13 protein-coding genes and 1 pseudogene are annotated in these 16,367 nt (G+C 65.4%); 4 read left to right on the top strand and 10 right to left on the bottom strand.

Translation table 11 applies throughout. From position 1 onward, the window contains the following. Nucleotides 1-91: 91 nt before the first annotated feature. The 3 genes from QMX79_RS08045 to QMX79_RS08035 form a co-directional block, all read right to left on the bottom strand. The gene (locus QMX79_RS08045; RefSeq protein ID WP_282246146.1) at nt 92-1,006 is read right to left on the bottom strand and encodes an IS110 family transposase; all 915 of its coding nucleotides are present in this window, start codon (nt 1,004-1,006) and stop codon (nt 92-94) included. Nucleotides 1,007-1,784: 778 nt separating this feature from the next. Next, the gene (locus tag QMX79_RS08040) at nt 1,785-2,069 is read right to left on the bottom strand and encodes a hypothetical protein (protein ID WP_282246145.1); all 285 of its coding nucleotides are present in this window, start codon (nt 2,067-2,069) and stop codon (nt 1,785-1,787) included. A 63-nt stretch (nt 2,070-2,132) separates the two neighbouring features. Next, a complete protein-coding gene (locus QMX79_RS08035) occupies nt 2,133-2,417 on the bottom strand; it encodes a hypothetical protein (protein ID WP_282246143.1) in 285 nt (94 codons plus the stop codon). A gap of 141 nt (nt 2,418-2,558) precedes the next feature. Between QMX79_RS08035 and QMX79_RS08030 the strand changes: the two genes are divergently transcribed. Then, nucleotides 2,559-3,224 carry a cyclic nucleotide-binding domain-containing protein gene (locus tag QMX79_RS08030; RefSeq protein ID WP_282246141.1) on the top strand — a complete coding sequence of 222 codons (666 nt, stop codon included), beginning with the start codon at nt 2,559-2,561 and terminating at the stop codon, nt 3,222-3,224. A 10-nt stretch (nt 3,225-3,234) separates the two neighbouring features. Here QMX79_RS08030 and QMX79_RS08025 read toward each other — a convergent pair whose 3' ends face one another. Continuing rightward, entirely contained in the window at nt 3,235-3,651 is a 417-nt protein-coding gene (locus tag QMX79_RS08025) for a hypothetical protein (RefSeq protein WP_282246139.1), read from the bottom strand. A 250-nt stretch (nt 3,652-3,901) separates the two neighbouring features. Between QMX79_RS08025 and QMX79_RS08020 the strand changes: the two genes are divergently transcribed. Then, on the top strand, nt 3,902-6,154 hold the full coding sequence (locus tag QMX79_RS08020; RefSeq protein WP_282246137.1) for a GGDEF domain-containing protein: 2,253 nt from the start codon (nt 3,902-3,904) through the stop codon (nt 6,152-6,154). 52 nt (nt 6,155-6,206) lie between these two features. On the opposite strand, the gene QMX79_RS08015 is transcribed toward QMX79_RS08020, so the two are convergent. The 5 genes from QMX79_RS08015 to hutI all read right to left on the bottom strand — a co-directional run bounded on the left by QMX79_RS08015 (nt 6,207) and on the right by hutI (nt 13,719). After that, complete coding sequence (locus QMX79_RS08015) at nt 6,207-8,327, bottom strand: TonB-dependent receptor (RefSeq protein ID WP_282246135.1); 2,121 nt, start codon at nt 8,325-8,327, stop codon at nt 6,207-6,209. 121 nt (nt 8,328-8,448) lie between these two features. Continuing rightward, nucleotides 8,449-10,113 (bottom strand): urocanate hydratase, encoded by a 1,665-nt coding sequence (hutU, locus tag QMX79_RS08010; protein ID WP_282246134.1) that lies wholly within the window; start codon nt 10,111-10,113, stop codon nt 8,449-8,451. After that, a complete protein-coding gene (hutG, locus tag QMX79_RS08005; protein ID WP_282246132.1) occupies nt 10,110-10,958 on the bottom strand; it encodes an N-formylglutamate deformylase in 849 nt (282 codons plus the stop codon). Before hutG ends, hutU begins: the two co-directional genes overlap by 4 nt. Next, on the bottom strand, nt 10,955-12,496 hold the full coding sequence (gene hutH, locus QMX79_RS08000; protein WP_282246130.1) for a histidine ammonia-lyase: 1,542 nt from the start codon (nt 12,494-12,496) through the stop codon (nt 10,955-10,957). The genes hutG and hutH overlap by 4 nt, the downstream gene beginning before the upstream one ends. A gap of 23 nt (nt 12,497-12,519) precedes the next feature. Continuing rightward, nucleotides 12,520-13,719: an imidazolonepropionase gene (gene hutI / locus QMX79_RS07995; RefSeq protein ID WP_282246128.1), complete on the bottom strand. Its 1,200-nt coding sequence runs from the start codon at nt 13,717-13,719 to the stop codon at nt 12,520-12,522. A 63-nt stretch (nt 13,720-13,782) separates the two neighbouring features. Here hutI and QMX79_RS07990 point away from each other — a divergent pair, with 63 nt between their 5' ends. After that, on the top strand, nt 13,783-15,162 hold the full coding sequence (locus QMX79_RS07990) for a formimidoylglutamate deiminase (protein ID WP_282246126.1): 1,380 nt from the start codon (nt 13,783-13,785) through the stop codon (nt 15,160-15,162). Nucleotides 15,163-15,194: 32 nt separating this feature from the next. After that, complete coding sequence (hutC, locus tag QMX79_RS07985; RefSeq protein WP_282246124.1) at nt 15,195-15,923, top strand: histidine utilization repressor; 729 nt, start codon at nt 15,195-15,197, stop codon at nt 15,921-15,923. A 3-nt stretch (nt 15,924-15,926) separates the two neighbouring features. On the opposite strand, the pseudogene QMX79_RS07980 reads toward hutC, so the two are convergent. After that, nucleotides 15,927-16,367: pseudogene (locus tag QMX79_RS07980) on the bottom strand (hypothetical protein); the annotation flags it as partial.

Here is a 16,367-nt window from a genome sequence, read left to right as displayed (position 1 = left end):
GTTGCTGAGAGGCCGGCGGCCCTCCAGCGGACGGGCATGGTAGTGCAGGCCGCTGGCCGGCAGCCTCTGGATGGCTCCCCGTTGGCTGGCTTCAGGCGGGGATCGGTCCGCTTTCAGCGTCGCGCACGCGGGCGTTGAGGATTACCAGCATCTTCCGCATCACCGCCACGATGGCTACCTTGCCTTCCTTGCCGCGGGCGCGCAGCGACCGGTAGAAATCCCGTAGCCGAGGCTCATGCCGCATGCCCGACATGGCGGCCATGTAAAGCACCTGACGGATCTCGGCTCTACCGCCGTGGATACTTCGTTTCCCGCGCATGGTACCGCTGTCGTGGGACATCGGTGCCACGCCGACCAGGCTGGCGATTGCCTTGCCACTGATTCTGCCCAGCTCGGGTAGATGGCTGGCCAACACCGCCTGCAGCGCGGGGCCGACGCCCTTCATCGACTTCATTACGGCTAGTTGAGGCTGCTGTTCAACCTGTTCGCCGATCTGCTTTCCCAGGCGTGCGACCAGCGTCTGCAAGCGCGTAATGTTGGCCTGCAGTAGCCGGCGCAATTCACGATCACCGACCATTTCCTGCTGCTGTCGCGCCACGGTCAGCGCCTGCATCGCCTGCCGGCGAGCGCGCACGAATTCCCGCATTCTTTGCTGCCATGGCTCCAGCGGCTGGTAGGCGTGCAGTTTCATCAGCACGGCCATCTTCGCCAATGCGTAGGCATCCAAGCGGTCTGTCTTGGCCACGTGGCCCATGCCCTGGGCCAGCCTGCGGGCCCGCAGGGCATTGGCACGGACCACCGGACGACCGGCCTTGTGCAGGAAATCCAGCACGCGCTGTTCATAGCCACCCGTAGCCTCCAGCACGATCTGGTCCGCCGGGTGTTCTTTCAGCCAGGCCTCCAATTCAGCAAAGCCAGCGGCGGTATTGCTGACCTGCAGAATTTCCCCGTCAGTCGTACCAACATCCAGCTGACGCTTGCTCACATCAATCCCGATCCCGTTCATCGCCAAACTCCGTATAGTCTGGAAGGGTCGAGAGCTCCCCCGCTTGCCCAGTCTTATCACTGCGAGTGTCAGCTCCAGCAACTGTTCGGGCGGATCAAGGGAGATTCCGGCGTGGGCGCCAAGCTACATGGCGATCGTCGAGATCCAGGCTCTTACGGCGGCCCACGCCGGCTCTCGACGCCTACGCTGCCAGATTCCGAACAGATAAGGCTCTTGCGAAACATCCATGTTTCGCAAAGCCCCCGTACCCCCACCCCCGCCGACCCTCTGACAGTGGTTGGTGGCCACGGGGACTACCAACGCTGAGCATTCTTCGGTTCGGTACGTGCGTTATCGTGCTGATCGGCGCTACGTGCAGTCGTTTGGGAACCGGCCCTACCTTGCCGGTGCATCCATCGGTTCCGCATCCAACGCGCACGAGCGCAACGCGCATGCGTCCATCACGCCCGCATGGCACGCCTTGCGCGACGACCGCGCGACGCGCGGCGACGGTAGGGTCGGTTCCCAAACGACTGCCAGGAACACCAATCGGCGCTTTAACGCATGACCCTGACCGAACGCGCTGTGGCCGTTGCTGTTGTTGTTGCGTGTGACTTCCCTGGCCACCAACACACTGTCAGAGGGTCGGGGGGTGCGGTGCCCCCCGTACCCCCGCACCCGCCGGCCCTGCCCGCGCAACCGGGCAAGCGATGGCTGTTGCATTTGGCGTTGCTCCAAAAAAACAACGCGACCAGAAGGCCGCGTTGTTGGGGGAGGGCACTGCTTCAGGCAAAACGCTTCAGGGCCGCCCACCGTTGTTTGCCGAGCTGGCCGCCTGGCGCAGTTCCTGGTCCGCCTGGACCAGCAGCTGCCGTGCGCGTTCGGCGTGGCCACCGAGGCCTTCGCGGTTGGCCTGCTGGGCCTGGCCGACGAGCTGGTAGGCCGCCACGATGTGTTCCTGTGCGGTGCGCAGGTTGCCGTGGCGGTCGCCGATGTTGACCACCGGTTCCTGGGCCTGGGCGATGCCGGCCAGGGCGAGGGCGCCGAACAGGGCGAACGGGGCGATGCGGGTCATGCGGTTCATTGGGTAGTGCTCCAGAAAGTTGGGGTTGCCGTGATCCGCGTCAGCGCGGCCGGTGGACACACGTTATGGCCCGGCCGGGTGCCCCGACTTGATGTGGGTCAAGCGCGCGTGGAAATCATTCTGAATGCGATAAACCAGTAGATTTACTGGTGTTTTCATATTGCGGAACGCTGTTCCAATAAATATTATGGAACCGTAGTCCACATGTTGGATTAGGTGCACCGCCGCCCCCTGCGGTGCCGCACCACCGGCCAGCAGGCCGGTCCAGCCGCCCGGCAACACGCTTCCACGACGGCCCGCCTCATCGCTTTTGTTCTGCGCATCAGACAGGGGGAAGGCGGCAGGCATATCCAGTCCTGCCAGTGCCCACATCCGGGCGATGTTCCAGTGCTGGAGTTACATGTCATGGGTACGAGCTTTGGTGCGCCGTCGGCGCGCTGCCGGCAGTGCGAGTCCTGTCCCCTGGGCGCGGACTGTTTTCCCGGTTCCATGGAGGCAGGCAACCTGCACGAACTCGAAGGCCTCATCGAGCACACCGCGCCGGTCCACGCCGGCAGCTTCCTGTTCCGCCAGGGCGACCCGTTCCAGCACCTTGCGGTGATCCGGCTGGGCACGGTGAAGACCTACTCGATTGATCGCGAAGGGCGCGAGCAGACGCTGGGCTTCCACATGCCCGGCGACATCCTCGGGCTGGGTGCCATCGATGAAGAGCGCCATCCGTGCAACGCCGTGGCACTGGATACCGTGACCCTGTGCCGGTTGCCGTTCCGGGTGGCCGCCTCGCTGTCGGCCCGCATGCCGCAGCTGCAGGCCAAGCTGTTCCGCCTGCTCAGCCGCGATATCGCGCGCGCCACCCAGCTGTCATGCAACAACACCGCCGACGAACGCCTGGCCGCCTTCCTGATCGGCATGGCCGACCGCATGGCCTCGCGTGGCTACTCCGCCAGCCGCTGGCAGTTGACCATGTCGCGCATGGATATCGCCAGCTACCTGCGCCTGGCGCCGGAAACACTGAGCCGCATGCTGCGCCGCTTCCAGGAAGAAGGCCTGGTCGCACTGGAAGGTCGCGAAGTGGAAGTGCGCGGCCGAGAGCGCCTGCAGGCGATGGCGGCCGCCGAAGTGGGCCTGGATCAGGCCCGCCTGGAAGCGGCGTGACCGGTGCCGATCAGGGCCGCCAGAACCCAACCTGCAGCTCGGCCAGGGTCAGGTCGTTGTCATGGTTGGTATCCAGCGACTGGAAGCGCATCTCCGCCACGCGGCGTACTTCCTCGTCGCTCAGCTCGCCATCGCCGTTGAGATCGGCCACCCGGATGCGGTCTGCCGCCGTGAGCTGGCCATCGCGGTCCGGGCCGAGCAGCGCCTGTACCTCTTCGACCGTGACCCGGTAGTTGTGATCGGCGTCGAGGGTGCGGAACAGTGCGCTGCCGTCGTACTCGTCTTCGCTGACCACGCCATCGCTGTTCTTGTCGAGCGTGGCGAAACGGGTGGCAGCGGTGTCGCCCACCGATTGGGCGTGGCCTGCGGCGGCAACGCCCAGGCAGAGCAGGAGGGAACAGGCGAGGCGGGAGGCGATCTGGATCACGGGAAGCTCCGCAGTTGGGCTCGAAAGAGCTCTAGTCTCCTCGGGAACAGCCAACGTCGCTACGGAAGAAAATGCGCATGCGGGCAGTATTTCTACTGATCTGGCACGAGCATTCCAGGCTATGTACAAGCTCGCGATGCCTGATTAACCGCCATGGACGACATCTTCCGTCGCGTCCGGAGCCCCCTTCGAGGGTATCATCACGGATGACCTGCGCAATGTGGTGGCAGATGAAAACTATGGGGATAGCATGAAAGCTAACTGGTTGAGCGATTTTATAGCTGAATTGACTGCGCCTGGTAGGCTGGCGGCGAACGTCAAGAAAGTGGTTATTTACTATCGTAGTCGCGGGACTTGGTGCTGCGGTTTGACTGATAAGATTGAAATTGCAGCTCTTGATAAAGTAATTACGGCTGGAGTTGGTTATTGCAAAATAGGTGCGAGCAAGGCCTATTACTTTCCTCTTCCCGATGTCGATGCGGTTGTTCATGTTTCTTTTGATGTTTTCCCAAGAAAGTCTACGTTGACCTCTGTATTGGAGAATGTTGAGAAAATTAAGGAGAACTCAAGGCATCGTTTTGATGCGCTGCATGACTCTCTGACGGGCTGTAAGAACAGAAAGTCATTTGAACTAGATTTTTTTAATGCCATCTCTGTGCTCGGTAAGGTTCACTCGCTGGGCGGCACTCTGCTCTCTCAGGGAAAGTTGTCATCGGTAAACTTGGTGACGGTAGATATTGATTTCTTCAAGCGGATCAATGACGGCCGTGGCCACGAGTACGGAGATATGGTTCTCCGAGGATTCGCTTGGTGTCTGCAGGACTACTGCGGAGAGATGATGGAACAGTCGCCCGGCGTGTCTTTTGAGCTTTATCGCTTGGGTGGTGAGGAGTTCAATATTCTAATTTGTGGTGAGATTGATGAAAAGTATCTAATAGAGACGGTTGAAGGGTTGCGGGGTGTTGTCGAAAGGGAAATCATTCCATCAGACCATCAGAGCAGAATTTTCGATCAGCCAGGGGTGCTTATTCCTCCGATGTCCGAGAGGAAGATTACTGCAAGCTTTGGTGTGTCAAGGGTCGTCGGATTTGTTCTGGCAACTGACATCCATGCGGTGGTCGGGAAGCTTAAAGGGCAAGCCGACAAGGCCCTCTACTCCGCGAAAGGATCTGGTAGGAACTGCGTCCGATACTTTCCCGACATCCTTAAAAAGTATGGCCGCGTTCTCGAGCATGATGAGTCTGCAGGTGTTGTTGCGATTGACATTGGACTGGAGGCGGGAGTTGTAAAAGGTCGCGAGTTTTTTGTGGTCCCGGAACGCTATACGGGTGAAACCTCTTACGTGATCGACGACGGTCGGTCTAGAAGGACTCTGGGTAAGTATCCGAGGGTTAAGACGGCCAAAATCGTGGCCTTTGACGTCCAGTCGGAAATATCCTTCTGTTCCGTATCTGAAAAAAGGGATGGTGTTCAGGTTATTAGTGGGGCATTCCTAGAGGCAATTCCTTTGGGGTTGTTTGGTGGTCTCTCCGGGCTGCATGATTACAGTGAGCTGCCGAAGGAGATCGAAGATAGGCAAGCTCTTCGTTTGTGGATATCAGGGGCAGACGAGAGTCGGAGACGAATGGTGGCTATTAGGTTTGCCAAGATTCGAGATGTTGAGTTGAAGCATGGGAGCGTGAAGGCAAACGAAATACTTGCTGGCGCGGTTGCCGCAGCTAAGAGAGTGTTCCCGGCTCCGATCAAGGTTGTCCAAACCGAGATAGGGAACTTCGGTGTTGCATTCACTTGTGACCCGGACGTAGTTGACGAGTTGATGTCGAATGTAACGGATCTCCTTAATGAACTTTGCTATGAGGTTGTTGATTTTTCCTTGGGGATATTTGATGAGGAATCAATCGGCGAGGTCGAAGATGGTGATTTTTCTCTGGACAAATCTGCGTCCTACGACTACGCAACTATCGCTGCCGCCTCTGCAGCAGCTAATTCATGGCGACGGTTCGATTCAGCCGCCCCTCTTTCGGTGATTAGTGAGAGCTACTCTGCAGGTGAATACGAGAAGTTGTTGGCGGATTACGGGCGTTTTAAGGATCTAGGTATCGTCGGTGCCAGTTTCGAGAATCACGCTGGACTCGCGTACTTCCTCGATGGGAAAGGCGAGCTTGCTTGTTCTTGCTTTAGAGCGGCTGTTGAGTTTGCGGATGAGCCCGTTGTGAGAAGTAATCTTGGAATTTCAAATTTCTACTTGGGGCGTACCATTGAGGCTTTCGACAACTTGAGGCTGGCGCTTAATGCGAATGGAGGCGTCCACCCGAACGAGAATAGCGCTGCACTTTTCGCGGTCGCCGGCCTCGATGCTCACATCGCCCGAAATGATCCAACACTGCGCGAAGTGGAGTCTATCTTCCAAAGCGCTTTGGGGCAGGATGAACTTACATTTCTGAGGCGCGGCCAGTTCGAAGCGGCAAAGGATCGATTAACTGTGCTTCTCGCTGCTGAGTAATATTCGTTCCGGCAAACTGTGAACTGTATGCCCTGCGTTGCAGGGCGATGCCTCAGTTGAAGCGCCAGCGGATGCCTGCATACACGCCGCGCCCATCGCCCGGGGTCGAGCGGGCCACGTCCTTGCCGGCGTCGTCATAGGCCGGCGTGACGGTGGCCGCGTAGTGGCGATCGGTCAGGTTGCGCAGCTCGGCCCAGGCCTGCCAGCGGCCGTTCGGGGCATCGAAGCCCACCCGCGTGCCGAAGATGAGGTGGCTGTCGGCGCGGAAGCTGTTGGCGTAGTCCACGAACATTGCAGAAGCGTATTCGGAGTTGACGGCGGCGTAGAACCCGGTCGGATGATCGAAGCGCAGCTCGCCCTGGTAGTAGTGGCGCGGCAGGCCCGGCAGGCGGTTGCTGCCGAAGCGGGCATCGTGGCGATAACGGAAATCGCTGAAGGTGTACGCCTGGCGCAGCGAGAGGCGACCGTCGGCGCCCTGCCACAGGGTGCTGTCCAGCCCCGCCTCGATGCCGCGGTGCACGGTCGGGCTGGCATTGTTCTCGGCCACGAACAGGTTCGGTACCGGAGCGACTTCCACGCTCAGCAGTTCATGCAGTACGCGTGCGTAGTAGCCGGTCAGTTCCCAGCGGCCGAGTGCGCTGTCGCCACGCGCGCCCAGTTCCAGCGTGGTGGCGGTCTGGTTGTCCAGCGCCACCGGTGCGCGCTGGCGTCCGCTGGACGCGCCGTTGCCGGGCGCGAAATACAGGTTCGAGCCCCAGATCATCGACCACGGGTGCGCCGGTTCCACCGAGCGGCTCAGGTTACCGAACCACTGCGTGGCGGGCGTCTGCTGCCAGGTGAAGCCAAGCCGCGGCGCGTAGTCCCAGTCGCTGCCCGACAGCCGTTCCGGCGTGCTCGGCCAGGTGACCTGCACGTCGTGGCGGGTGTTGATCAGTGCAAGCCCGGTCTGCAGGCGCAGGGTGTCGCTCAGTGCCAGGTCGTTGCCTACATGCAGCGTGCTGTTGGTGCCGTGGTGGGAGAAGTCGCGGGTATGGGTGCCGGCGGGGTATCCGTTGCTGGGGTAGCGCAGGGTTTCGCGCACGTCCGCATCCAGGTCGTGGGTGACGCGCAGGCCGAGCGTGGTCACGCTGTCGCGCCCGAACAGCCGGTGCTGCCGCCGGTAATCCAACGTGGCGTTGAGGTTGGTGTAATCCAGCTGCTGCCGGTACAGGCTCTCGTTGAGATCCATCGGGTAGTGGTGGTAGACCAGCCCCGCCTGCAGCGAGGAATCGTCGTCGATCTGCAGCGTGGTCATGTTGCCCAGCCAGGTGCTGCCCGGCTGCGGGCGCTGCGCATCGATGGCCAGGTTGGCCGGGTTGGCCGCACGCGGATCGTTGCGGATCTGCGCGCGGGTGAGGCGCCCGGGCGTCTGGTGGTTGGTTTCGCGGTAGCGCAGGAAGAAACGCGTTTCCAGCTGCGGGGTGATCTGCCAGCCCACGTTCGCCATCGCACCCTTGCCGTCACCGGCGGCGTGCTGCTGGTAACCGTCGTATTCGGTATCGGTGTAGGCCAGGTAGTAGTTCACGTCGCCTGCCACGCCGCCGTAGCCCGCGCTGCGCTTCTGGTAACCACGGCTGCCCGCTTCGTACTGCAGCTCCAGGCCGGCGGCGTCACGGCCACTGCGGCTGACGTAGTTGATCGCGCCGCCCAGTGCCAGCGCGCCGGTTTCAAACCCGTTGGCCCCGCGCAGCACTTCGGCGCGGCTCAGCCACAGCGGCTCCAGCAGTTCATAGGGCGTGCCGCCCGGGCCGGTGAGGGGCAGGCCATCGAGCGAAACCGAGATGCCGGAGGCATGCGCGCCGGGGCCGCGGTTGATGCCCGAGCCCCGAATGGACACCTTGGCCCCTTCGTTGCCGGGCGACTGCGCGCTGATGCCGGGCTGGTAGGCCAGCACATCGGCGGTACCGGCCAAGCGGCCGTCGGCGCGGCCCAGATCGATCACGTTGCCGGCACCGGGCACGCGCTTGAGCGCGGCACGGGCCTGTTCGGTGGTGTCGGCGGCGGTGACGTTGACCGATTCCAGCGTGGTCGGCTTGTCGGCCGGGGCAGCGGAGGCGGTGGCAACCAGTACGGCCGAAAGGGCCAGGGTCAGCGCGGACAGGGTGGGACGGTACAGCGACAGAAGAGGGGGCATGCGTCTGGAATCGGTACGGAAAGAGGCAGCGGCGCGCAGGCGCAATGACTGTAAACCACCGCGAGGTCGCGAAAGTTAACAGGTTGCGCCGCCGCCGTCACCCACCGAATGCGTACGGGGCTTACAGAATCCCCGGCAGATCCAGCCCCTTTTCCTTCGCGCATTCAATCGCGATCTCATAGCCCGCGTCTGCATGCCGCATCACGCCGGTGGCCGGGTCGTTCCACAACACGCGTGCGATGCGCTTGGCGGCCGCTTCGGTGCCGTCGCAGACGATCACCATGCCGGCGTGCTGCGAGAAGCCCATTCCCACGCCGCCGCCGTGGTGCAGTGACACCCAGGTGGCGCCGCTGGCGGTGTTGAGCAGGGCGTTGAGCAGCGGCCAGTCCGATACCGCATCCGAGCCGTCGGCCATCGCTTCGGTTTCGCGGTTCGGCGAGGCCACGCTGCCGCTGTCCAGGTGGTCGCGGCCGATCACCACCGGCGCCTTGAGCTCACCGTTGGCAACCATCTCGTTGAATGCCAGCCCCAGGCGATCACGATCCCCCAGGCCTACCCAGCAGATGCGCGCCGGCAGGCCCTGGAACTTGATCTTCTCGGCGGCCATGTCCAGCCAGCGGTGCAGGTGCGGGTTGTCTGGAATCAGCTCCTTCACCTTCGCATCGGTCTTGGCGATGTCCTCCGGATCGCCGCTCAGCGCGGCCCAGCGGAACGGGCCGATGCCGCGGCAGAACAGCGGGCGGATGTAGGCGGGCACGAAGCCGGGGAAATCAAATGCGTTTTCCACGCCTTCTTCCAGCGCCATCTGGCGCAGGTTGTTGCCGTAATCCACGGTCGGCACGCCCAGCGCATGGAAGGCCAGCATGGCCTGGATGTGGTTGGCCATCGACGCACGCGCGGCCTTCTCCACGACTTTCGGCGCGGTCACGCGCTGTTCGTCCCATTGCTCCACCGTCCAGTCCTGCGGCAGGTAGCCGTTGACCGGGTCATGCGCGGAGGTCTGGTCGGTCAGCAGGTCCGGCTTGACCCCGCGCACCAGCAGCTCGTCCAGCACGTCGGCGACATTGCCGAGCAGGCCCACCGACAGCGGCTTCTTCGCCGTGCACGATTCCTCGATCAGGCGCAGCGCTTCGTCCAGGTTGTCGGTCCAGGTGTCCAGGTAGCCGGTGCGCAGGCGCATCTCGATGCTGCTCCTGCGGCATTCCACCGCCAGGCACGAGGCACCGGCCATGACCGCGGCCAGCGGCTGCGCGCCGCCCATGCCGCCCAGGCCACCGGTGAACAGCCACTTGCCGGCCAGGCTGCCGTTGTAGTGCTGGCGGCCCATTTCCACGAAGGTTTCGTAGGTGCCCTGCACGATGCCCTGCGCACCGATGTAGATCCAGCTGCCGGCGGTCATCTGGCCGTACATGGCCAGGCCCTTCTTATCCAGCTCGTTGAAGTGGTCCCAGTTGGCCCAGCGCGGCACCAGGTTGGAATTGGCGATCAGCACGCGCGGCGCATCGGCATGGGTGCGGAACACGCCGACCGGCTTGCCCGACTGCACCAGCAGGGTCTGGTCGTCTTCCAGGCGGGTGAGGGTCTCGATGATCGCGTCGTAGCTTTCCCAGTCGCGCGCGGCGCGGCCGATGCCGCCGTACACCACCAGTTCCTGCGGGCGCTCGGCCACGTCCGGGTGCAGGTTGTTCATCAGCATGCGCAACGGCGCTTCGGTCAGCCAGCTCTTGGCGGTGAGCGTGCTGCCGGTGGGGGCGATGATGATGCGGGAGGAATCGTGACGGCTCATGCAGCACTCCGGGAGTTCGCGAATTCAAGGCAGGCGGTGAGCACCTGCTGCAGCGTGTGGCGCAGCGGCGCAGCGTGGTCGGGGTCGAGCGGGGTGGGCCAGCTGTGCACGTCCACGAGCTCGGGTTCGTGCATGTAGCCGCGGCAGGCCAGCTCCATCTGCAGGCTGTGCACACCGCCGGCGATGTCGCTGTAATGGCGGGTGATCCAGCCACCCTTGAAGCGGCCGTTGCGAACGTGCGGCAGGCCGCTGATCCGGCACAGGTTCTCCACCACGTCGCTGAGCGCGTTGTCGCAGGAGGTATCCGGTGTGCCGGAAGGACCGGCGGTGCCCAGGTTGAACTGCGGCAGCTCCCCATCGAACAGGTGCGGGATGTGCGAGCGGATCGAATGCGCGTCGTACACCACCACGGTGCCGTGGCGCTGGCGCAGGCGGGCGATCTGCGCGCCCAGCGCCGCGTGGTAGGGCGCGAAATACGTGTCGCGGCGCTGGGCGATCGCGTCTGCATCCGGTTCCCGGCCCAGGTGGTACAGCGGCTGGTTGTCGAACGTGGTCAGCGGGCACAGGCCGGTGGTGTTCTGGCCCGGGTACAGCGACACGCCGCTGGGGTCACGGTTGAGGTCGATCACCGACCGCGAGATCGCTGAGCGGACCGTGGTGGCGCCCATGCGCTGCGCGAAGTCGTACAGCTCATGCACCCACCAGTCGGCATCGCGGCGGGCCAGCCAGGGCGACACGAAATCACCGGCCAGCGCATCGGGCAGCTCGGTGCCGGTGTGCGGGAAGCTGACGATCAGCGGCGCATCGCCTTCGTGCACCTGCAGCCAGTCCGGGTGGGCGTTCATGCCAGCGGCTCCACCTGCGGCAGGATGTCGGCCAGTCCTTCGGCCAGCGCGCCGCTGCGCACCAGCGCGGTGGCGGCCAGCATGTCCGGGTGGAAATAGCGGTCGTCCTGCAGGGTCGGCACGTGCGCACGCAGGCGCTGGCGCACCGCTTCCAGCGCATCGCTGGAACGCAGGCCCCCGTGGAAGTCACAGCCCTGCGCGGCGGCCAGCAGTTCGATGCCCACCACGTTGGCCGCGTTCTCGGCCATCTGCAGCAGCCGGCGTGCGCCATGCGCGGCCATCGAGACGTGATCTTCCTGGTTGGCGGAGGTGGGAATCGAATCCACGCTGGCCGGGTAGGCGCGCTGCTTGTTTTCCGAAACCAGCGCGGCGGCGGTCACCTGCGGAATCATGAAACCGGAATTCAGGCCCGGCTTCGGGGTGAGGAACGCGGGCAGGCCCGACAGCGCCGGGTCGACCAGCATGGCGGTGCGGCGTTCACTGATCGAACCGATTTCGCACACCGCCATCGCCAGCATGTCGGCGGCGAACGCCACCGGTTCGGCGTGGAAGTTGCCGCCGGACAGCGCTTCGTTGGTGTCGGTGAACACCAGCGGGTTGTCGGACACGCCATTGGCCTCGATCGCCAGCGTGGTGGCGGCCTGGCGCATCACGTCAAAGGCCGCGCCCATCACCTGCGGCTGGCAGCGCAGGCAGTACGGATCCTGCACGCGCACGTCGTTGTCGCGGTGCGATTCGCGGATCGCCGAGCCCTGCATCAAGGTGCGCAACGCCGCCGCGGTGGCGATCTGGCCACGCTGGCCGCGGATCTGGTGGATGCGCGGATCGAACGGGGTGTCCGAGCCCTTGGCCGCTTCCACCGACAGCGCGCCGGTGACCAGCGCGGCCTGGAACACGGTGGTGATCTCGAACAGCCCGGCCAGCGCATAGGCGGTGGAGTACTGGGTACCGTTGAGCAGGGCCAGGCCCTCCTTGGCGCCCAGCACCAGTGGGGCCAGGCCGAACCGCGCCAGTGCATCGGCCGCCGGCAGGCGCTCGCCGCCGACGAAGGCCTCGCCCACGCCAATCATCACGCTGGCAAGGTGCGACAGCGGGGCCAGATCGCCCGAGGCGCCCACCGAACCCTGGCACGGAATCACCGGCACCAGGTCGTGCTGCAGGAAGGCTTCCAGCAGGGCGAGGGTTTCCGGGCGGATGCCCGAGGCGCCTTGGGCCAGGCTGGTCAGCTTCAGCGCCATCATCAGGCGCACTACCGACGCGGGCATCGGCTCACCGACGCCGGCGGCGTGCGACAGCACGATATTGCGCTGCAGGGTTTCCAGGTCGTCGCGCTCGATGCGCACGCTGGCCAGCTTGCCGAAGCCGGTGTTGATGCCGTACACCGGCTCGCCCTTGGCCACGATGTCGGCCACGGTCTGCGCGCTGCGGCGCACCGCCTCGGCCGACGCCGGGTCCAGGCGCACGCGGGCACCGTCGAAGATCGCGCGCCATTGCGCCAGCGTCACCGCGCCGGGCTGCAGGGTCAGGGTCGTACTCATGGAATCTCCAGGCATTTCAATGTTCAGACGGATACGCCGCGCATCACGCGCGCGTGCAGGGGGTTGAAGCCGATGCGATAGACAAGGTCGGCAGGTGCCTCGATGTCCCACACGGCCAGGTTGCAGTCCAGCCCGACCGCCAGGCGGCCAATGCGCGCCTGCCGGCCCAGTGCACGCGCCGCTTCACGGGTGAAGCCGGCAATGCACTCGTCCACGGTCATGCGGAACAGCGTGGCGGCCATGTTCATGGCCAGCAGCGGGCTGGTCAGCGGCGAGGTGCCGGGGTTGCTGTCGGTCGCCAGTGCCAGTGGTACGCCGGCCGCGCGCAGCGCGTCGATCGGGGGCAGGGTGGTGTCGCGGGTGAAGTAGAACGCGCCCGGCAGCAGCACGGCCACGGTGCCGGCCGCGCGCATCGCGGCAATGCCATCGGCATCGAGGTGTTCGATATGGTCGGCCGACAGTGCGCCATGCCGCGCCGCCAAGGCGGCGCCGTGCTGGTTGCTGAGCTGTTCGGCGTGGATCTTCACCGCCAGGCCGTGCGCCTGCGCGGCCACGAACACCTGCTCGGCCTGCGCGGTGCTGAAGGCGATGTTCTCGCAGAACACATCGACCGCTTCGGCCAGGTCCTGCGCGGCCACCGCCGGAATCATCACGTTGCACACCTCATCGATGTACTCCTGCGCCTGCCGCCCCGGCGGCACCGCGTGTGCACCGAGGAAGGTGGGCACCACCTCGACCGCGCGCTGCCGCGACATCTCGCGGGCCACGCGCAGCTGCTTGGTTTCATCGTCAAGTGAGAGGCCATAGCCGGATTTGATTTCCACGGTGGTGAGGCCTTCGGCCAGCATCGCGTCCAGCCGCGGCAGGCTGGCGGCCAGCAGCTCCGCTTCGCTGGCGGCACGGGTGGCGCGCACGGTGGAGACGATGCCGCCGCCGGCACGGGCGATGTCGGCATAGCTCACGCCCTGCAGGCGCTGTTCGAACTCGTTGGCGCGGTTGCCGGCATACACCAGGTGGGTGTGGCAGTCGACCAGCCCCGGGCTGATCCAGCGTCCGCCGCAGTCCACGCGCCGTGCCGGCTGCAGGTGCGTTCCGGAACCGGCCGGGCCGACGTGCACGATGCGGCCGTCGTGGGCGGCGATCACGCCGTCGCGGATCACGCCCAGGCCGGGGCCGTCGACGGTGATCAGGTGGGCGTTGGTCCAGAGGGTGTCACAGTGCATGGCAGCAACCACGGCGGCTTATATGTCTATACAATATAGGCGCCACTTCCGGGATGTCCAGTGATGCCAGCCAACCCCGCTTCCGTCCTCGCTTTCCACGCCGACCATGCCCTGCTGCCGCAGGGGTGGGCGCGCGATGTGCGCATCGTCTGCGCCGGCGGCACCCTGCAGTCGGTCACCCCGGGCGTGCCCACGCAGCCCGGCGACACCGCGCTGGCGATTGCGTTGCCCGGGCTGGGCAACCTGCACAGCCACGCCTTCCAGCGCGGCATGGCCGGGCTGACTGAAATCGGCGGGCGCAGCGGCGACAGCTTCTGGAGCTGGCGCGAACTGATGTACCGGTTCCTGGCCCATCTGCAGCCCGATGCGGTGCAGGCGATTGCCGAACAGGCCTACGTGGAGATGCTCGAATCCGGCTTCACCCGCGTGGGCGAATTCCACTACCTGCACCATGCCCCGGACGGCACGCCGTATGCCGACCGCGCCGAGATGGCCGCGCGCATCGCCGCGGCAGCGCAGGGCAGTGGGATCGGCCTGACCCTGCTGCCGGTGTTCTACGCGCACGCCGATTTCGGTGGCGCCGCGCCGAACCCGGACCAGCGCCGCCTGCTGCATGACGTGGAGGGGTTCGCCGCGCTGCTCGACGGCTGCCGCCATGCGCTGCGTGGACAGGACGACGCGGTGCTGGGCATCGCACCGCACAGCCTGCGCGCGGTGACCGGCGAGGAGCTGGCGGCGCTGCTGCCGCTCAACAATGGCCCGGTACACATCCATATCGCCGAACAGACCCGCGAGGTCGATGCCTGCGTGGCCTGGAGCGGGCTGCGCCCCGTGCGCTGGCTCTACGAACACGCCGCCGTCGATGAACGCTGGTGCCTGGTGCATGCCACCCACGTGGATGCCGACGAAGTGCAGCGCATGCTGGCCAGCCGCGCGGTGGTCGGGCTGTGCCCGATCACCGAGGCCAACCTGGGCGACGGGCTCTTCCCGATGCAGGCCTTCGCGCGTGGCGGCGGCCGGTTCGGGGTGGGCTCGGATTCCAACGTGCTGATCGACGCGGCCGAAGAGCTGCGCCTGCTCGAATACGGGCAGCGCCTGCAGCTGCGTGGGCGCAACGTGCTCGCGCCGCAGGAAGGTGTTTCCAGCGGGCGCTGGCTGTTTGAACAGTCGCTGCAGGGCGCCGCGCAGGCCTTGGGCGTGAGCACGGGCCTGCAGCCCGGTGCGCCGGCCGACGTGGTGGAACTGGACCCGCAGCACCCGGCGCTGATCGCGCGCGAAGGCGATGCGTGGCTTGACAGCTGGGTGTTCGCCGCCCGTAATGGCGCCGTCCGATCGGTCTGGCGCGGGGGGCGCGAGCTGGTACGGCATGGCCGCCACCTGCAGCGCGACGCCGTTGCAGCGCGCTTTGCCCACGCCCTTCGCGGCGTGCTTGCCGCGCACTGAACGTGGCCGCCACCCCCTACCAGGATTCCCGCGTGACCGGCAAGAAGGCCGAAACCCTCAACCAGCGCATCCGTGCCGACCTCGAGAGCCGCATCCTGAGTGGGGAATGGGCGCCGGGGTTCCGCATTCCGTACGAGCACGAGCTGATGGAGCAGTACGGCTGCTCGCGCATGACCGTGAACAAGGTGCTCACCGCGCTGGCCGAGAGCGGCATGATCGAGCGCAGGCGTCGCGCCGGCTCGTTCGTAGCGCGCCAGCCGCCGCACCTGGAACAGGTGGCGCTGGAGATTCCCGACATCGCCATGGCGGTGGGCGCGCGCGGCCATGTGTACGGCTACCAGCTGCTGGACCGCGCCTACCGCGCGCCGAACACGCAGGTGGATGAAGAAATGGCGTTGTCCGCTGGCGAAAAACTGCTGGCCATCCGCTGCCTGCACCGTGCCGACGGCAAGCCGTTCGCGCTCGAACACCGGCTGATCAGCCCGGTCGGGGTGCCTGAAGTGCTGGACGTGGATTTCAACACGACCGCGCCGGGCAGCTGGCTGCTGCAGAACGTGTCGTGGACCCGCGCCCAGCACCGGATCAGTGCGTGGGGCGCCGATGCCGCAGCAGCGGCCCTGTTGGAAGTACCGCTGGGCACCGCGTGCCTGGTGATCGACCGCCTCACCTGGCGCGGCGAACAGCCGATCACCTGCGTACGGCAGATGTTCCTGGGCGATGCCTGGGACCTGGTGGCCCGGTTCGCGCCCGGCGCGCGCTGAAGCTTACGACGTGGCGCACTGGCGCCAGCGCACCGGCTCGTCGGTGTTGATGCGGGGATTGAGCTGGATGCGCACCGTGCGCAGTGCCGGATAGCGCTTTACCTGGGTGCAGATGCGCGGCCAGACCTCGTCGATCTCGGCTGAGCGGTTGACTGCCAGCGTCTGCCGGGTCTGCCAGAACGCGCTGAGCACGCCGTCCTGCTGGGCCAGCAGCGTCGCCAGTTCGCGCTGGTAGACCGCCAGCGTGGCCGCATCGGGGTCGGCGATGGTACCGAGGATCTGGTTCGGGGCGGCGCTGTGCGCTGCCGGGGGCGGCGCGGCAGCAGCGGCGGGGGTCGGGTTGGCCGGCTGGGCGGGTGCAGGGGCGGCTGGCGCGGGCGGGGCGGCCGTCGGCGGGGCCGCCGCCGGTACCGGTGCAGGCGCCTGCGCGGCCGGGTCCAGGCG

Origin of the sequence: Stenotrophomonas sp. PS02300 (assembly GCF_029959395.1) — a bacterium.
Lineage (GTDB): Bacteria > Pseudomonadota > Gammaproteobacteria > Xanthomonadales > Xanthomonadaceae > Stenotrophomonas > Stenotrophomonas maltophilia_AD.
This window is presented reverse-complemented; position numbering and strand designations above follow the sequence as displayed.